Genomic DNA, 16,538 nt, shown 5'->3' on the forward strand with positions numbered 1-16,538 from the left:
TCATGCTCGAACTGATCGCGGCGAATCCGCTGTGGTTCTGGCTCTCCCTCGGGGGCGTGTTGCTGGCGGCGGAAATGCTCGGCGCCGGCGGCTACCTGCTGTGGAGCGGCGTGGCGGCGCTGTTGGTCGGCGCCTTGATCTGGCTGCTGCCACCGCTTTCCTGGGAATGGCAAGGCGTGATCTTCGCCGTCCTGACCGTCGTCGTCGCCTATCTGTGGTGGTACTGGCTGCGTCGCCGCCCGGCGGCCGCATCCGGCGGTTCGCCGGTGCTCAACCAGCGCAACCGTCAGTTGATCGGCACCCGCGCCACGCTGACGGAGCCGATGCACAACGGCATGGGGCGCATTAATATCGGTGACAGCAGCTGGCGCGCGCAGGCGGCGGAAGATCTGCCCGCCGGCACCGAAGTGGAAGTGGTGGCGGTGGAAGGGGTCACGCTGGTGATCCGCGCCATCAGCCGTTAATTAGAACGACAACACCCCGCCAGGTTATTGATGATGGGGCACTCCGCCCCCTCGTCGCCCGGGCATTGTTCCGCCAGCGTCAACAGGCGCTGGCGCATGTTTCCCAGCTCGCTGATGTGCTTTTCGATCTCCGCCACCTTCTGCAGCGTGCGCGCCTTCACGTCGGCGCTGTGGCGGGCCGGATCGTTGAACAACGCTACCAGCTCGCGGCACTCGTCCAGGTTGAAGCCCACCTGCCGCGCCTGACGCAGCAGCGTCAGCTCGTCGACATGCTTGGCGGAATAGTGGCGGTAACCGTTGTCGCTGCGGATCGGAGCGGTAATCAACGCTTTCTCTTCGTAAAAACGAATCGTCTTGCTGGTTAAACCGGTTTTTTTCGCGACGTCGCTAATATTCACTTTCCCTCCTTGACCTTACCCTTGCTGGAAGGTTTAAGCTCCATTCTTAGTGAAAACAGGTCCGGCGGTCAACCTTTAAACACCGCCTCTACGCAAGGAGTTCAATCATGTCACACACCACTATGCTGGCATTGCAGGGGTTGTCCTGCATGAACTGCGCGCAGCGGGTGAAAAAAGCCCTGGAAAGCCGCAGCGATGTCGAACAGGCGGAGGTTAACGTCCATTACGCCAAAGTGACCGGCGAAGCGCCGGACAGCGCGCTGATCGACAGCGTGATCGCCGCCGGTTATCAGGCAGAAGTCGCGCCGCGCGCCGACACCGAATTACAGCTGAGCGGCCTGAGCTGCATGCACTGCGTCGGCAGCACCCGCAAGGCGCTGGAAGCGGTGCCGGGGGTGTTCGCCGCCGACGTCGAGATCGACAACGCGAAAGTGTACGGCGATGCCGATCCGCAGGCGCTGATCGCCGCGGTGGAACATGCCGGTTATCACGCCAGCGTGGCGGGCGCCGTCGTCCCAAAAACTGAGCCGTTGACTGACGCAACACCTTCGTTGCCGGACGTTCAGCCAGCGGCGCAGCCTTCTCTTCCGGCAACCGACAGCGCGGACGACAGCGTACAGCTGCTGCTCAGCGGCATGACCTGCGCCAGCTGCGTCAATAAGGTGCAGCAGGCGCTGCAAAGCGTTCCCGGCGTGGAGCATGCGCGCGTCAACCTGGCGGAGCGCAGCGCGCTGGTGACCGGCGCCGCCGATGCGCAGGCGCTGGTGGCGGCGGTGGAAAAAGCCGGCTACGGCGCCGAGATGATTCAGGACGAAACCGAACGCCGCGAACGTCAGCAACAGACCGCACGCGCCAACATGAAGCGCTTTAGCTGGCAGGCGGCGCTGGGGCTGGCGTTGGGTATCCCACTGATGGCCTGGGGGCTGTTCGGCGGCAGCATGACGCTGACGCCGGAAACCCAGCGCCCCTGGCTGCTGGTCGGCGTCATTACCCTGGCGGTGATGGTGTTCGCCGGCGGGCACTTCTACCGCAACGCCTGGCGCGCATTGATGAACGGCAGCGCCACCATGGATACCCTGGTGGCGCTCGGCACCGGCGCCGCCTGGCTCTATTCGATCGCCGTCAACATTTGGCCCGATTTCTTCCCGATGGAGGCGCGTCACCTCTATTACGAGGCCAGCGCGATGATCATCGGTTTGATCAACCTCGGCCATGCGCTGGAACAGCGCGCCCGCCAGCGTTCTTCGCAGGCGCTGGAGCGGCTGCTCGATCTGACGCCGCCCACCGCGCGGCTGGTGACTGACGACGGCGAGCGCGATATTCCGCTGGCGGAGGTGCAGCTCGGCATGACGCTGCGGCTGACCACCGGCGATCGCGTGCCGGTCGACGGTGAAATCGTGCAGGGCGAAGTCTGGCTCGATGAAGCGATGCTGACCGGCGAAGCGGTGCCGCAGCAAAAAGGCCCCGGCGACACGGTGCATGCCGGGACGGTAGTCGACGACGGCAGCGTGCTGTTCCGCGCCGCCGCCATCGGCAGCCAAACCACGCTGGCGCGCATCATCAAACTGGTGCGTCAAGCGCAGAGCAGTAAGCCGGCGATTGGCCAGTTGGCCGACCGCGTCTCGGCGGTGTTCGTGCCGGCGGTGGTGGCGATCGCCCTGTTCAGCGCAGCGGTGTGGTACTTCTTTGGCCCGCAGCCGCAGCTGGTCTATACGCTGGTGATCGCCACCACGGTGCTGATCATCGCCTGCCCATGTGCGTTGGGATTGGCGACGCCGATGTCGATCATCTCCGGCGTGGGCCGCGCGGCGGAATTCGGCGTGCTGGTGCGCGACGCCGACGCCCTGCAGCAGGCCAGCCAGTTGGATACCCTGGTGTTCGATAAAACCGGCACCCTGACCGAAGGGAAACCGCAGGTGGTGGAGATCCTGACCTTCAATCAGGTCAGCGAACAGCAGGCGCTCGGCTGGGCCGCCGCGCTGGAACAAGGCTCCAACCACCCGCTGGCGCGCGCCATCATGGAACGCGCCGCCGGGCAAACGCTGCCGCAGGTGGCGCAGTTCCGCACCCTGCGCGGCGCCGGCGTCAGCGGGGAGATCGACGGCGTGCAGGTGCTGCTGGGCAACGCCGCGCTGCTGAAACAACATCAGGTCGCGGCCGACGAACTGGAGGCGCCGATGCGCTCCCAGGCCGAACGCGGCGTGACGCCGGTGCTGCTGGCTGTTGACGGTAAACCGGCTGCGCTGTTCGCCATTCGCGATCCGCTGCGCGAGGACAGCGTCGCGGCGCTGCAGCGCCTGCACCAGCAGGGATATCAGCTGGTGATGCTGACCGGCGACAACCCGGTGACCGCCAACGCCATCGCCAAAGAGGCCGGTATCGATCGGGTGATTGCCGGCGTGCTGCCGGACGGCAAAGCGGCGGCGATCAAACAGCTGCAGGCGCAGGGCCAACGCGTGGCAATGGTCGGCGACGGCATCAACGACGCCCCGGCGCTGGCGCAGGCCGACGTGGGCATCGCGATGGGCGGCGGCAGCGACATCGCCATCGAGACCGCCGCCATCACCCTGATGCGTCACAGCCTGCACGGGGTGGCGGATGCGGTGGAACTGTCGAAGGCCACGCTGCGCAACATGAAGCAGAACCTGTTCGGCGCCTTTATCTACAATACGCTGGGCATTCCGATCGCCGCCGGCGTGCTCTATCCGCTGACCGGCACGCTGCTCAGCCCGGTGGTGGCGGGCGCGGCGATGGCGCTGTCGTCCATTACCGTGGTCAGCAACGCCAACCGGCTGCTGCGTTTTAAACCCAGGAAGTAAGCTCCGGGGCGTCGTCAAGGCGCCCCGCTGTTTTCCGGGCTTCCCTGCGCGGCGGATAGCGTTTAGCATGAATGACGATTTTCCCTCGCCTTGCACGCGAAAACGCGCACCCGTTATTCAGGAGCCACGCCGTATGGGTCAACTGTTACGCCGCCTCGCCGCCTTTCTCGGCCTGATCTCGCCCAAAAGTTACGCTTATCCGGCGCTGGACATCACTCTGCCGGGCGAGCGTCGGCTCCATCTGGTGGGCAGCATCCATATGGGCACCGTCGATATGGCGCCGCTGCCGCCCCGGCTGGCCGCCCGGCTGCAACAGGCCGACGCGCTGATCGTCGAAGCCGATATCACCGGCACCGCCTCCCCTTTCGACCACGCAGAGCAACAGCCCGAACTGGAACAGCGCCTGTCCGCCGAAGAATATCAACAGCTGCTGGCGCTGTGCCACGAACTGGGCGCCGATCCGCACGCCTTCGCCACCCTGCCCGGCTGGCAGGTGGCGCTGATGATGCAGGCGCGGCAGGCCCAGCGTCTGGGTCTGCGCGCAGAGTACGGCGTAGATTATCAGCTGCTGCAGGCCGCCAGAGCGCAGGACAAACCGGTGATCGAACTCGAGGGGGCACAGCAGCAGTTGGCGATGCTGGAACAGCTGCCGGAAGGCGGCATCGCGCTGCTGCGCGATACGCTGGAGCATTGGCATACCAACGCGCGGCTGCTGCAAACCATGGTGAGCTGGTGGCTGGACGCCAAACCGCGCGGCACGCTGGACACGCTGCCGGCCACCTTCAGCGCCGGGCTTTACGACGTGCTGATGCATCAACGCAATCGCGACTGGCGGCGTCAGCTGGAGGCGCTGCCGGCCGGAGACTATGTGGTGGCGGTTGGCGCATTGCACCTGTATGGCGAGGATAACCTGCCGGCGATGCTGCAGCCGCAGGGGTAAAAAAGTGGCCAATATCGCTATTGGCCAGTCAAAGAGGAATTTCTTGTATTCTAGTTATACGCATAGCAACCGTGTTAACGGTTACAGTAAACAGGGTAGCAACCCGGTGAATATCTTGGCAACCCGCTTTATGTAACAGCCGCTCAGGTTGCCGGGCTGGTTGGATTTTTGTATTTTTAAGGCTGGTTATCACCCTTTCCCCGCCGGGGACATTTTGGACAACACATCATGACGCCCGCAGTCGTTCTGCTTGAGAAACAAAAGGTCGCCTTCACCCTCCATCCTTATCACCACGACAGCGACGAAACCAACTTCGGCGATGAGGCGGTGAGAAAGCTGGGGCTGGATGCCGATCGGGTTTACAAAACCTTGCTGGTGGCGCTGAACGGCGACGCCAAACACCTGGCGGTGGCGGTCACGCCGGTCGCAACCCAGTTGGATCTGAAAAAGGTTGCCCGCGCCCTCGGCGCCAAAAAGGCCGAGATGGCCGATCCGCAGCTGGCGCAGCGCGTCACCGGCTATCTGGTGGGCGGCATCAGCCCGCTGGGGCAGAAAAAACGGCTGCCGACGGTGATCGACAGCCCGGCGCAAGCGTTCGCCACCATCTACGTCTCCGGCGGCAAACGCGGGCTGGATATTGAGCTGGCCGCCGCCGATCTGTGCCGCCTGCTGGCCGGCAGCTTCGCCGACATCGCCAAACGCGACTGACGCCGCGTACTCAGCGGCACACCACCGTGGCGTCACAGGCCGCCAGCGTTTCCACCAGGCGGTCCTCCAGTGCCTTCACCTGCGCGCCGGGCACCAGATAGTTATTGCTGATGATGGCGAACGCCAGCGGCCGCCCGGTCGCCGAATCGACATAGCCGCTGAGCGACGATACGCCGGTCATGGAACCGCTCTTGGCGTGAGCGCGCCCCGCCGCCGCGCTTTTCACCATGCGGTTACGCAGCGTGCCGCCCACCAGCAACCCCGGCTCGCCCGCAACGGGCAAGGCGCGATACCAGTCGCCGAACCACGGCTGTTTTCTGGCCGCCAGCAGCAGCGTCGTCAGCTGTTGCGGCGTGATCTGGTTCATGCGCGACAGCCCTGAACCGTCCACCTGGCGATACGCGTCGGCCGCGATGCCCTGGCTTTGCACAAATCCGTTTATCGCCTGAAGGCCGGCGGCCCAATCCCCTTTGTCCTGCGTCTTGCGGCCCATCGCCTTGGTCAATATCTCGCCGTAGCCGTTATTGGACACTTTCAGGAAGGTAACGACCAGGCGGGAGAGCGGCGGCGAGGTTTTTTTCGCCAGCAGCTGTGCGCCGGCCGGCGTCACGCCCTCTTCAGCGTTGCCGCGCAGGGTGATGCCGTGCGCGCGCAGAGCATGTTGCAATAAAGCGCCGACGACGAGGGCCGGTTGATCGACGGTAATCAATCGCGAGCTGGCCTCCGGCTGTGCGGCGATGGTGCCGCTGACCACGATCCGGTTGCTGCCCGGCCGGCGCTCGTACGTCAGCGCGGTGTCACTGCCGGTGGTGGTGCGATTGACCAGCGTCACCGCGTCATTGGCGGGATAGAAGCTCGCCCGTCCCGGCGCGCCGGCGCGAGCGCCCGGCCGCACATCCACCTGCACCACGTTGATATCGCCGCCGGGGGTAAAGGCGTAGTTCAGCGCCGAGATCGGCGCAGCGAAGGCGAAGGGTTCATCGTCCCAGCTCCAGCCGGCGCCGAATGGCGTTTGATCGAAGGCGCCGGCGTCCAGCAACAACCGCCCCTGTATATGACGGATGCCGCGCTGCGCCAGCGCCGCGGCGAAGGTGTCGAGATCGTCCGGATGCAGCGTCGGATCGCCGCTGCCCTGCAGATAGAGATCTCCCCGCAACGTGTCGCCGCGCTGCTCGCCGGCGGTCAGCAGCCGGGTTTCAAACCGGTAATCCGCCCCCAGCACGCCGAACGCCGCCAAAGAAGTGAAGATCTTCATGTTGGAAGCCGGCGCCAAACGCTGCTCCGCGTGCGCCTGATACAGCACTTTGCCGCTGTCGGCATCGCGCACCATCACGCCGTTCGACGCCCCGACCAACGCCTTGTCTTGGCCGAGGGCCGCCAGCGCCTGGCTGAGGGTTTGTCCATGACGTTCGCCGGATGACGAACACCCCGCCAGCGCCACGATGGCGGGCAGCAGCCAGCCTGCGGTTTTCAACATGTCATCTTCCTGTTTGCGTTATCAAAACCAAATTGTCGCTCAGGCTATCATTGGAAGGCGGCGACGTCCTGTTTTCCATTCACTGAACAACGATTTTTGCCTATTAATATTATAAAACAAGCAATAATAAGAATTGCTAAACAATCCAGGCAATAAAGTTTGAATATGAACTATATTATGTGAAACAACCTTTAATATAATGTTAATGTTTTTAATGTGTCGTGTTGACAATAAACAAAGCCAAAGCTATCGTTACTCCCCATTAAAACTCACAACCTATTATTAATAACAATTTACTTATATGAATTTTAAAATGTGATCTCACTCACTGACTTCCATAGGGAATAACACGCCATGTCTGCAAATACAGGGCCCGATGGTCATCAAGTTATTTTTGATGGCGCGGGCATCGGTGACTTTTGTCCTGAAACGTCGCTGCTTGAAAACTTTGAAAGATTAAATATCGACATTCCCAACCTATGCCGAAAGGGGAGGTGCGGCTGTTGCAAATTACTTCTAATCAGCGGAAATATACGCCATGAAAAACAGAGTGCCTTATGCGAAGAGGAGTTGGAAGAGAATATTATTCTGGCCTGCTGCGCCTATTCACAATCGGATATTGAAATAGAACTCTATTAATAAGGATTAACCGATGAGCCTCATTGAAACCACGTTGAAAAAATGGGATCGCGCCGCGATTGTCCGCTCTCGCCCGCGTCGCCTTCTCAACGAACAGGACAGCCAATCAACCCTTTTCTTCCCCCTCGAACGTCTGCCGCTGTGCCTCCATCCGCGCGTTGCCGCGCTCGGTGAACAAGCCTTGCGCTATATTCAGGTACAAACCCTCTACCATTACCTGAATGGCATCGCCAACATCGAGTTGGATATCATCAATGATTCCAGTTACAAGCTCTACAAAAACGCGGTCGGCGTAGACTTTCCGCTTGAAATGCGCTTAGACGCGCTGACCGTGGTCGTGGATGAGTCCTATCACGCCCTGGTGGCGCTGGATCTGATCAATCAGGTAGAGCAGATGACGTCCATTGCGCCGCTGCCGATGCCAAAAGATACCGAGGCCTCCTATGCCCTGGCGCAATCGTTGGCAATGGGCGACGAACGGCTGCGCGAGCTGCTGCGACTGGTTTGCGTGTCCCTGTCGGAGCAGGCGCTGACGACCGATCTGATCGATGTGATCAACAACGAAGATATCTTCCCGACTTTCTATCTGGTGATGAAAGATCACGTTGCGGATGAAGGCCGCCATGCCCGCTTCTCACAGCAGGTGCTGAGCCATATCTGGCGCCACAGCGACGCGGTCACCAAGCAAGCGTTGCAACAACCGATTTTGGCTTTCCTGGAAGGCTACGCAACCGACGCTATCGCCAAAGATTTCAGCGCCTGCATGTTGCGCCAACTCGGACTGACAGAAGCGGAAATTATCGACATCATCGCAGACACTTATCCAGCAACGCATGTTAAACCGTGGGAAACCAATAATATCGTCACGGAGCAAATGTTGGTGGCGCTGAATAAATCGGGCATTCTGGCTGATTTGCCTATCGCCGATGCGCTGCATGCAAAAATCTAATTAACCGGTATAAAAATCCAGCACCTTTGATATTCCGCAAGGGAAACCATTATTCTCAGGAAGCAAAAATGGAATTACTTCATATTGGCTATTTCGGCGACAGCGCCTGCGGTAAATTATTAACCGACGAAATCCAGGAATACGGCCATCAGGTTAGCTTTATCAGTCTCGAACACCGCCCAACCGAAAAGCTCGACCTTATTATCACCACTGAAAATAACGCTGAAACAATACGACGACTGCAACAGCAGGGAAAAAATCTGCTGACGCTCGCAACCAATAAAAAAAATATTAACGACATTGACACCCTGCAAAACCAAGAACACTTCTCTCTGTACTTTAGCTCCGCCGGCCAGGCCGCTTATCTGTGCGATGCGCTGTCGGATATGGCCGCTGACGCCCAACTTCCCCTGCTGCAGGAAAGGCTTGTCGACATTGTGGTCGAGCTGTCGCGTGGCGGTATACCGCCGGTACAAGAACTTCCCTACCGCTTGGCGCGTAAATACTATGCCGAATCACCGACGCGCATGCGCGAATTGACCGCATTGCTGATGGAACGTCTTGGCGATCAGATGCAGGGACGTTGCGGCAGCGATCTCTGCCATCTCACCTGGCAACCCGGCGCCGACTTCCATACGGTGCCGGTAGCGGACATCACGTCCCCCGCACAGCTGCAACATTTCTTCTTTAATGAAACCGGCGCGCTCAAACAGGGACGCTATGCCCAGCCACGAGTGATGGTCGACGTAGCGGCTTGCGGTGACGGCACTCAGCTTACCCTGTATGGCGACGACATGCGTTTCAACGCGTTCACCGACTATCTTGACGCGCTATTGGCAGATCCGGCCGATCCCATCGCCGCGCCCATTGTTACTCAACCTCACACGTTACATCGCCTGAGCCAATTCAACGCAACCGACGATGCCGAGCTCCTGGCGCACGACGTCATCGCTTTGTTCCGCCACGCCGCCGCCGCTCATCCGCAACAGGCCGCGCTGCATGCCGATGGCCAGACATACAGCTATGGAGAAATCGATCGCGCCTCGGATCAGTTTGCCTGTTGGCTGCTTGAACACAGCGGCGCCGCCAGTGCGGTCGTCGCCGTCTCGATGGACAAGTCAGCGACGCTGCTGATCGTGCTGTTGGGGATACTGAAAAGCAATAAAACCTATGTACTGCTCGACCCGCAGGCGCCAGCGGCGCGCAATCAAAGCATTCTTGACGACGTACAGCCCGCGCTGATTTTGGCCGACTCGCCGTTGCACTCCGGCGACGTGCCGTGCATTGCGCCATCAAGCATTGATTACCGTTCGCTGAACATCCATGCGGAGCAACTCCCTCAATCGCGAGACGCTCTGGCCTACGTCTGCTATACCTCCGGGACGACAGGCAAGCCCAAAGGCGTCATGATCGGGCGTGAAGGCCTGAGCAACGTGGCGCAAAACCACCGCGATTTCATTGGACTGGCGCAAGGCAGCCGCGTGCTGGCCATCGCCTCGCTGGGTTTCGACGCCTTCGGCTGGGACGTCTATGGCGCGTTAGTCAGCGGCGCGACGCTTTATCTTGCGCCCTCGGAGCTGCATACCGATGTCGGCGCGCTGCACGACTATCTGACTCAACACGATATCGGCCATATCACTATTACGCCGGCAATTCTGGAATTGTTGCCCCGCGAAATGTGGCCGGGACTGCGGACGATGATCGTCATGGGAGATGCCCCGCCTGCGGACGTCGTTGCCTGGTGGGCCGAACGCACCCGATTGTGCAACGGTTACGGGCCGACCGAGGCTTCCATTGCCACTTCGCTGTGCGAGTATCGTCCCGGCGTTCCCTGGAACTGCATTGGCAAACCGCTGAAAAACTACCGTTGCCACATCCTTGATCCCCACCATAATCCACTGCCGGTCGGTTTTGAGGGCGAACTGTGCATCGCCGGCAGCGGCCTGGCGCACGGTTACCTGCATCAAGAGGCGCTGAGCGCAGAGAAGTTCATTACCTGTCGGCTACCGTATATGGCGGCCGAAGAGCGTCTTTATCGAACCGGCGACATCGCCAAATGGGACGAACAGGGCAACATTATTTTCGTCGGCCGCCGCGATCACCAGGTGAAGATACGCGGAGTGCGCATCGAGATGGGAGAAGTGGAAAGCGCCGTCCGCAGTCACCCACTGGTTGAAAGCGCCTGCGTGGTCGCTCGCAGCCAGCCCTCGGGCAAAATTCTCGCCGCCTTCGTGCAACCCGTTTCGCCTGAGCTGACGATCGACGCGCTGCGTCACGCGTTGGTCACACAGCTCCACCCCGCCGCGATCCCCAGCGTTTTTATTTTCTTGCCGGCGCTGCCGCTGACCATCAATGGCAAGATCGCCCGTCAACAGTTGGAAAACTGGCCGTTGGATGAGCGCAATGAGCGCTTGACGCCGCCGGAAACCGAAACGGAGGCTATTCTCGAGCGCATCGTGGCCAACGCCATCGGCTGTCCGCAAGCCGACGTCACACAGGAGTTCATCAACCTGGGTGCGCACTCGCTGACTATGAGCAAAATCGTCGCGCTCGTCGCACGCGATCTTTGCTGCCACCTGAGCATCGCCGATCTGTTCCGCCACAATACGGTGCGCAAATTGGCCGAATATATCGAGAATAAGGCCGTTGCCGCGGAGCGCGCCATCGCGATCTGCGACGAACGCCGCGCGCCGCTCAGCCCGCAGCAGAACCTGCTCTGGTACCTGAGCGCATTGAATCCTGACGACTGCAGTTACAACCTGCCGCTGGCGGTAGACATCCAGGGCCCGCTCGATCTGGCGCGCTTTGAGCAGGCGATCAATTTTATTTATGAAAAACATGAAAGCCTGCGCACTCGTTTCGCCGAAACCGACGGTGTCGCCTATCAGTTGGCAGAACCGCATGCTCCGATTCGCCTTGCCGACCACTGGGTGGACGGCCAAACGCAGTCGGCAGAAAAGTGGGTGCGCCAACTGTGTGCTACGCCTTTCGACATCACCGCTCGGCCGCCACTGGCGCTTCGGCTGGTACAGTATCAGCAGCAGCACCATGTTTTGATTTGGGTAAAACACAACATTATTACCGACGCCTGGAGCGAACAACTGATCCTTAACGATCTGTGGCAGCGCTATAACGAGCTCGACAATCACAACGGCTTCGACGCACCGCAGCCGCAGATCCAAACCATCGATATCGTTAACAGCGGCATCGCGTCACCTGCACCGGCGGATGCCGCTTACTGGCAACAGCAGCTGCAAGGCTGCCGCGAACTGGACTTCCCGCTGGATAAGCCGCGCCCGCTAATGCCGACGCACGCCGGAGAACGCATCCATTATCAGCTGCAGCCCGACGTCGCCGATCTGCTGGCGTCACGGGGCAAAGCGCTGGGCGCCACGCCTTTCGCCTTGCTCTGCACGGCATTAAGTTTGCTGCTCAGCCGTTATACTCAGCAGCAGGATATCGTCATCGGCACCGCCATCGCAGCGCGGGACAACCTGGATCAGGCGCAAGTCAGCGGCTTCCATGTCAATACCGTTCCGCTGCGTATCCAACTGGGCGAACAGGACACCCTCGCCGGGCTGATCGGTAACATGATGGAAACCTGCATCGGCGCCTATCAGCATCAGCAGCTCTCGTTCGACCGGATCTTGCACCAGATCGAATACGAGCGGATGTCGAACAAAAATCCGTTATTCCAAATCATGGCGATCCTGCAGAACGCCGGCGACGTATGCCAACAAAACCTGCGCGATTGCACGCTGCATCGCTTGCCGCTTTCATCGGGCTTCTCGATGTTCGATATGACCTGGAACTTCAGTGTGGAACAAGGCGCCGTCGCCATCGAACTCGATTACGCCAGCGAACTGTTTTATCCCGCCAGCATGCAGATGCTGTTGGACAACTATCAGCAAACGCTGCAACAACTGCTCACCCTGCCGGCCAATACGGCGCAGCATGCCCTTAACCCGCTATGCGAACGGGAACAAGATTGGCTGCAACAGTTGGCCGTCAACGCGGACGCAGGCTCACGTGACTCGCTGCTGGTGCAAATTGGCCGGTTGGCACATACCCAGCCTGACAGCCTCGCCGTCAGCTGCGAACGGCAACAGTACAGCTACCGTCAGCTGTGGGCGCAGTCTGAGCGCGTCGCGCATGCCTTGCTGCGCATCGACAGCCGGCCTTTCTCGGTCGGCGTCATGATGGAGAAAAGTTGCCACGTCGCCGTGCTCCTGCTCGGCGTGCTGAGAGCCGGCAAACACTACGTGCCGATTGACGTACACTACCCGGCCGACCGCGTGAGCTACATGATCGAGAACGCGCAAGCCCGGTTGCTGGTGACCGATGGTGAGCCAGAGCAAGGTTGGGCCAGTCCCGCCGTCGGTTTCGACTCGCTGGTTTCTCATCCTGCAGCGGCCGACGCATTGCCGATCCCAGCCGACGATACGCTGGCCTACATCATGTACACCTCAGGCTCAACCGGTAACCCCAAAGGGGTGATGATCACGCATGGCAACCTGAACAATTTCACCAACGACTTCGTCGGGCGGCTGGCGCTGAGCGCGCGCGATAAGGTGCTCAGCCTGACCAGCATCAGTTTCGATATTTTTGGGTTGGAACTGTTCTGCTCGCTGGCCGGCGGCGCGCACGTCACGCTGTGTCCACGAGAAACCGCCATGGATCCGGTCAAGCTGTATCACTTTATCGAGCGACAGCAGCCCAGCGTGATTCAAGCAACACCTACCGTCTGGAGTACCATCGTCCACCACCTGCCGGCGGCGAGCCAACGCCCCCTGACCGTGCTATGCGGCGGCGAGAAAATGCCGGCGGCCCTGTTGACGCAATTGCGACGCATCGCGACACGGGTGCTGCAGGTGTATGGCCCGACGGAAACCACCATCTGGTCGACCTGCGCCGATCTGACTCACGAAGGCGCAAGCGACTGTATCGGCACGCCGATCCAGGCGACTGAGGTTCTGGTCATGGATCAGGCCGGCAACCCGCTGCCAAGCGGCGCATTTGGTGAGCTGTGGCTGGGCGGCGCAGGGGTATCGCCGGGGTATTGGCGCAACTCGACGCTGAGCGATAAGGTCTTTCTACGGCGTCAGGCGTTCAGCGCCGAGCGCTATATGTACCGCACCGGCGACATTGTGCGTTTTAATCGACAGGGGCAGCTGGAGTATCTCGGCCGGAACGATCACCAGGTCAAAATTCGCGGCCACCGTATTGAGTTGAGCGAAATCGATCTCAGTCTATCGTCCCTCGACAATATCGAGCGGTCACTCAGTTTAATTGTCGGTGAAGGCCAGCAGGCCCGCATCGTCAGCTACCTGCAGTTAACGTCGGGCGAAGAGCTGAATGAAAAAGCGGTACGCACGGCGCTGAAAGCCCGTTTGCCGAATATCATGATCCCGTCCGGTTTTGTGGTGCTGTCGGCCTTCCCGCTCACCAACAACAACAAAATCGACATCCGTCGGCTACCGGCGCCGGAAACCCGCTACTCGGCTTCCGAAGCGGACTACACGCCCGCGGCCAACGAGGCGGAAAGCGCCATGCAGCATATCTGGCAACAAGTATTGTCACAGACGCAGATCAGCGTCTGCGACAGCTTCTTCAGCCTGGGTGGAAATTCACTGCAGATCCCGCAGCTGCTGCACGCCATTCGTCAACAGATGGGCGTCTCGCTGACTATCCGCGAATTCATCATGCACAGCCAGATCCGCGAACTTACCGCGCTGGCCTTGAGCAAAACTGCCGAGGCCGCCGATGAAACGCATTGAGGTGTACCACCAAGGGCGTTGTCATCACCTTGACCACCGAGAGCCGCTGCGGCTCTCGGCCAGGCTGGACTTCGCCGATAACCCAACCAACCTTTATGGTGTGGCCCCCGCCGACTCGGCGCCGCTGAGTTACGGCGATACCGTCGCCAGCGTGCGTCATGGCGGGGTCTGCAACGCCGAGCGCATCAGCCTGGTGCCGCACTGCCATGGTACGCACACCGAATGCATCGGCCATATTCTTCCTGAAACGCGCAACGTGGCTGACTTGCCGCTTGAACCGTTCATTGCCGCCACCCTGATTCGCGTCAGGCCTCAGCGAGCGGACGCGACCGCGGAGAGCTATAACGCCAGCGCTGCCTGTGAAGATTGGCTGATTACCCGGGCGGCGCTCGATGACGCGTTGGCGCCGTTGTCGGGCGACTACCTGCAGGCTTTGGTGATTGCGGTCGAGGCGCCGAGCGAATTCCGCGCCGCGTCCTGCGCGCCCTACTTCAGCCATCAAGCCTTGGCGCGCATCGTCGAACTCGGCGTCCAGCATCTGTTGGTGGACATTCCGTCGATCGACCGTCTATACGACGGCGGACGCATGGACAACCATCGCCGTTTTTGGGGGCTTGAGGCCCCCGACAGGCCGCAAGAAGGGCGCAGATACGCCTCCGTGACCGAGCTGATTCAGGTTCCCGCGCAGGCCACGGCGGGACACTATTTTCTGACCATTCAACTGCCGGATCTGAGCGGGGATGCCCTTCCCAGCCGGCCCATCTTATTTTCGTTTTCTACAGGGAAAGTGACATCATGAATTACGCCAGCTATCTGCAGCTAAACCAGCTGCTGTCGCTGCAACAGCCAGCCTCGCCGTCTGCGGAACACCGCAATGAAAACTTGTTTATCATCACTCATCAAACCTACGAGCTCTGGTTCAAGCAGCTGATCGATGAGCTTCATCTGGCGATCGCGCAGATCGAAGAAGGAGATATACCGGCGGCGATCGAAACGATGACGCGCGTCAATGCCATTACCCAAACCGTGGTGAATCAGATCGCCGTGATTTGCACGCTGAAGTTTCACGAATTCCAGCGTTTTCGCAGCTATCTCGGCACCGCCAGCGGTTTTCAATCCTACCAGTTCGCCGGCATAGAAGCGCTGCTCGGCAAGGAAAATCCGAAAAAACTACAGCAGTATCAGGGTGATGAAGAAGCACAGCGCCGATTGGCGGCTATCATCCAACCGGTTTCACTATGGCAGGCAATACGCGGCCATCTGATGCGTCTCAATGACCAGCCCAATCAGACGGCGCGGGGCTTCGACGACATCATCAGGCAATCGCTGACGCGTTCGAGCTGCGAGTCGCTGCTGCTCAATCAACTGCTGGATTTGGATTCACTGCTGCAGGAGTGGCGTTATCGCCATGTGAAACTGGTGGAACGTACTATCGGGCAGCGGAAAGGTACTGGCGGTTCATCGGGTTCAGACTATCTGAAATCTACGCTGTTCACGCCGATCTTCGATGAATTGTGGAACGCCATCAACTGAATGCGTTCCTTAACGCCAAGGAAGCTCAGGCTTCCTTGGTCTCCTGAAAATACGGATTTCGCCATGCATTGCACCCACTTCCCCAACGCCCCACGCAGCTTGAAACCGCTGACGCCAGGGCGCCAGGGCAGCCTGCGGCTGATCGCTTTTCCCCACGCCGCCGCCGGCGCCACTGCCTTTCAGGAGTGGAGCCCCTCATTGCATCAGGACATCGAACTCTATGCCGTGCAATACCCCGGTCGAGAGGAGCGGGCAAACGAAGCGCCGCTCTGTCACCCCCAATCACTCATCAATCAACTGATGCCGGCACTGCAGCCACTGCAGGACAAACCGCTGATCTTTTTCGGCCACAGTCTTGGCGGACGGGTTGCGCTGGCGTTAGCGATGGCGCTGCCTCAGCCGCCGCTGCAGTTGATCATTTCCGCCAGTTCATCGCCCTTCCTGGCGCGCCACAGTTCGTTGCTGAGAATGCCGCGTGCCGCTTTGTTGAACGCGCTATGTGCCGGCGAGGGTCTGGATGCGTCGCTCATCGACGACAGCGCGCTGCTCGATTACTATCTGCCGCTGATCCGTGCCGATCTGATGCTGTCCAGCCAATTGCTTTTCCCTGCGCAACCGGGTTACCCCGCCCCGCTGGCGATGTTCTATGGTGAAAACGACGAGCTGATCGATCGGCAGGATTTGCTCGACTGGCGCCGGATCGCGCAAGGCGACTTTCAGCAGCGCACTTTTGCCGGCGGGCATATGTATATCACCACGCAGCGCGACGCCGTGATAGCCGGCATTCACCAGTTGCTGGCAGGCCACCTGAGTGAACCGGCCAGCATATAGCCG

12 protein-coding genes are annotated in these 16,538 nt (G+C 60.2%); 10 read left to right on the forward strand and 2 right to left on the reverse strand.

The annotated features are described in order from the left end of the window. Positions 1–2 precede the first annotated feature (2 nt). Complete coding sequence (locus HWW83_RS15530) at positions 3–464, forward strand: NfeD family protein (protein ID WP_033642133.1); 462 nt, start codon at positions 3–5, stop codon at positions 462–464. Here HWW83_RS15530 and cueR read toward each other — a convergent pair. Next, on the reverse strand, positions 461–862 hold the full coding sequence (gene cueR, locus HWW83_RS15535) for a Cu(I)-responsive transcriptional regulator (RefSeq protein WP_033642132.1): 402 nt from the start codon (positions 860–862) through the stop codon (positions 461–463). The two genes, HWW83_RS15530 and cueR, sit on opposite strands and share 4 nt — an antisense overlap. 107 nt (positions 863–969) lie before the next feature. On the opposite strand from cueR, the gene copA reads away from it, so the two are divergent. The 3 genes from copA (at position 970) to ybaK (ending at position 5,329) form a co-directional block, all read left to right on the forward strand. Further along, a complete protein-coding gene (gene copA / locus HWW83_RS15540) occupies positions 970–3,681 on the forward strand; it encodes a copper-exporting P-type ATPase CopA (RefSeq protein ID WP_033642131.1) in 2,712 nt (903 codons plus the stop codon). A 133-nt stretch (positions 3,682–3,814) separates the two neighbouring features. Further along, positions 3,815–4,621 carry a TraB/GumN family protein gene (locus HWW83_RS15545; protein ID WP_033651122.1) on the forward strand — a complete coding sequence of 269 codons (807 nt, stop codon included), beginning with the start codon at positions 3,815–3,817 and terminating at the stop codon, positions 4,619–4,621. Positions 4,622–4,849: 228 nt separating this feature from the next. Next, positions 4,850–5,329, forward strand: a complete 480-nt coding sequence (gene ybaK / locus HWW83_RS15550; RefSeq protein WP_004940240.1) for a Cys-tRNA(Pro)/Cys-tRNA(Cys) deacylase YbaK — start codon at positions 4,850–4,852, stop codon at positions 5,327–5,329. Between the two features lie 10 nt (positions 5,330–5,339). Here the strand turns inward: ybaK and dacB are convergent, their stop codons facing one another. Beyond that, positions 5,340–6,806 carry a D-alanyl-D-alanine carboxypeptidase/D-alanyl-D-alanine endopeptidase gene (dacB, locus tag HWW83_RS15555; protein ID WP_123061434.1) on the reverse strand — a complete coding sequence of 489 codons (1,467 nt, stop codon included), beginning with the start codon at positions 6,804–6,806 and terminating at the stop codon, positions 5,340–5,342. Positions 6,807–7,160: 354 nt separating this feature from the next. On the opposite strand from dacB, the gene HWW83_RS15560 reads away from it, so the two are divergent. From HWW83_RS15560 to HWW83_RS15585, 6 genes are all read left to right on the forward strand, one after another. After that, positions 7,161–7,445 carry a 2Fe-2S iron-sulfur cluster-binding protein gene (locus HWW83_RS15560; RefSeq protein ID WP_071845084.1) on the forward strand — a complete coding sequence of 95 codons (285 nt, stop codon included), beginning with the start codon at positions 7,161–7,163 and terminating at the stop codon, positions 7,443–7,445. Between the two features lie 13 nt (positions 7,446–7,458). After that, the gene (locus HWW83_RS15565) at positions 7,459–8,394 is read left to right on the forward strand and encodes a diiron oxygenase (RefSeq protein WP_033642127.1); all 936 of its coding nucleotides are present in this window, start codon (positions 7,459–7,461) and stop codon (positions 8,392–8,394) included. A gap of 68 nt (positions 8,395–8,462) precedes the next feature. Next, positions 8,463–14,171: a non-ribosomal peptide synthetase gene (locus HWW83_RS15570; protein WP_176589406.1), complete on the forward strand. Its 5,709-nt coding sequence runs from the start codon at positions 8,463–8,465 to the stop codon at positions 14,169–14,171. After that, complete coding sequence (locus tag HWW83_RS15575; protein WP_176589407.1) at positions 14,158–14,970, forward strand: cyclase family protein; 813 nt, start codon at positions 14,158–14,160, stop codon at positions 14,968–14,970. The genes HWW83_RS15570 and HWW83_RS15575 overlap by 14 nt, the downstream gene beginning before the upstream one ends. Beyond that, positions 14,967–15,704 carry a tryptophan 2,3-dioxygenase family protein gene (locus HWW83_RS15580; protein WP_033642125.1) on the forward strand — a complete coding sequence of 246 codons (738 nt, stop codon included), beginning with the start codon at positions 14,967–14,969 and terminating at the stop codon, positions 15,702–15,704. Before HWW83_RS15575 ends, HWW83_RS15580 begins: the two co-directional genes overlap by 4 nt. Positions 15,705–15,767: 63 nt before the next feature. Beyond that, positions 15,768–16,535: a thioesterase II family protein gene (locus HWW83_RS15585; protein WP_176589408.1), complete on the forward strand. Its 768-nt coding sequence runs from the start codon at positions 15,768–15,770 to the stop codon at positions 16,533–16,535. The last annotated feature ends 3 nt before the right edge of the window (positions 16,536–16,538 follow it).

It is taken from the genome of Serratia ureilytica, assembly GCF_013375155.1.
GTDB classification, from domain to species: Bacteria; Pseudomonadota; Gammaproteobacteria; order Enterobacterales; family Enterobacteriaceae; genus Serratia; species Serratia ureilytica.

What these genes read in the sequence shown, in the direction of transcription:
- HWW83_RS15560 (WP_071845084.1), top strand. Translation starts at nt 7,161, where the DNA reads ATGTCTGCAAATACAGGGCCCGATGGTCATCAAGTTATTTTTGATGGC.
- HWW83_RS15545 (WP_033651122.1), top strand. Translation starts at nt 3,815, where the DNA reads ATGGGTCAACTGTTACGCCGCCTCGCCGCCTTTCTCGGCCTGATCTCG.
- HWW83_RS15530 (WP_033642133.1), top strand. Translation starts at nt 3, where the DNA reads ATGCTCGAACTGATCGCGGCGAATCCGCTGTGGTTCTGGCTCTCCCTC.
- ybaK (WP_004940240.1), top strand. Translation starts at nt 4,850, where the DNA reads ATGACGCCCGCAGTCGTTCTGCTTGAGAAACAAAAGGTCGCCTTCACC.
- HWW83_RS15585 (WP_176589408.1), top strand. Translation starts at nt 15,768, where the DNA reads ATGCATTGCACCCACTTCCCCAACGCCCCACGCAGCTTGAAACCGCTG.
- dacB (WP_123061434.1), bottom strand. Translation starts at nt 6,806, where the DNA reads ATGTTGAAAACCGCAGGCTGGCTGCTGCCCGCCATCGTGGCGCTGGCG.
- HWW83_RS15565 (WP_033642127.1), top strand. Translation starts at nt 7,459, where the DNA reads ATGAGCCTCATTGAAACCACGTTGAAAAAATGGGATCGCGCCGCGATT.
- HWW83_RS15575 (WP_176589407.1), top strand. Translation starts at nt 14,158, where the DNA reads ATGAAACGCATTGAGGTGTACCACCAAGGGCGTTGTCATCACCTTGAC.
- HWW83_RS15570 (WP_176589406.1), top strand. Translation starts at nt 8,463, where the DNA reads ATGGAATTACTTCATATTGGCTATTTCGGCGACAGCGCCTGCGGTAAA.
- copA (WP_033642131.1), top strand. Translation starts at nt 970, where the DNA reads ATGTCACACACCACTATGCTGGCATTGCAGGGGTTGTCCTGCATGAAC.
- HWW83_RS15580 (WP_033642125.1), top strand. Translation starts at nt 14,967, where the DNA reads ATGAATTACGCCAGCTATCTGCAGCTAAACCAGCTGCTGTCGCTGCAA.